Source organism: Rhizobium halophilum, from assembly GCF_021648825.1.
Lineage (GTDB): Bacteria > Pseudomonadota > Alphaproteobacteria > Rhizobiales > Rhizobiaceae > Neorhizobium > Neorhizobium halophilum.
Map to the genome: position 1 here is coordinate 1 of NZ_JAKJHS010000039.1, position 1,117 is coordinate 1,117.

The 1,117-nt window shown below is 59.5% G+C and carries 1 protein-coding gene; it reads left to right on the forward strand.

Annotation, left to right across the window (positions count from 1 at the left end):
- Positions 1-14: 14 nt before the first annotated feature.
- Positions 15-1,117, forward strand: a 1,103-nt coding sequence (locus LXM96_RS21515) for an alkene reductase (RefSeq protein WP_240000595.1), incomplete at its 3' end; no start/stop codon positions are given.

A 1,117-nucleotide genomic window follows, 5' to 3' on the forward strand; every position in this document is an offset into this window, starting at 1 on the left:
CGAACGAGGTTCACATGGCACAGGACAATTTCTTCACTCCGCTTCAGCTGGGCGCAGTTGCCCTAAAGCACCGCGTCGTCATGGCCCCGCTCACCCGCATGCGGGCCAAGCAGCCTGGCGACATTCCGCACGAGCTTAACGCTGAGTATTACGGGCAGCGAGCGAGCCAGGGCGGCCTGTTGATCAGCGAGGCGACCGATATCACACCCCAGGCCCACGGGTATCCCTGGGTACCCGGTGTTTATTCGGATGAGCAGATTGCTGGCTGGCGCCTGGTAACCGATGCGGTCCACGCCAAGGGCGGTTTCATCTTCAATCAGATCTGGCACGTCGGGCGGATGTCTCATTCGTCCATGCAGCCCGACGGCGCACTGCCTGTGGCTCCTTCGGCGATCGCCGTGTCCGGTAATCACATGGACGCGGAGGGTAACGCCGTCCCGTTTGAGACGCCCCGTGCGCTTCAGAAGGACGAGATCGCGGCTATTATTGGAGATTTTGTTCGGGCTGCCGGTAATTCGCGCAGAGCGGGCTTCGATGGCGTCGAGGTTCACGGAGCGAATTCTTATCTTCTGGACCAGTTCCTGCACGATGGCAGCAACCAGCGTACCGATGAATATGGCGGCTCAATCGAAAATCGGGCGCGCCTGTTGCTTGAAGTCGTAGATGCGGTCGCGGACGCTATTGGTGCAGGTCGTGTTGGTGTTCGCTTGTCGCCCTGGAGCGGCATTGGAGATATGAGCGATTCGACTGGCCTCAAGCTCTGGGAGTATGTCATCGCAGAGCTTGGCAAACGCAACCTCGCATATCTCCACCTGATCGAGCCACGATCTGACTTCACCAATGACGAAAAGCCGCTGGATATGGACGCGCCCGATGTCGCGGCTCTGTTCAAGAAGGCATTTGGCGGCCCCGTCATCTCTGCTGGCGGTTTTGTTCCGGAAACTGGGGCGGCGGCGATCGCTTCTGGAAACTCTGATGCGATCGCCTTCGGCCGTCCGTTCATAGCCAATCCTGATCTGCCCGAGCGTATCCGCAAAGGGGCCCCGCTAAACAAGCACATTCGCGCGACGTTCTACGGCGGTGGAGCCGAAGGATACACAGACTATCCCTTCCTGGC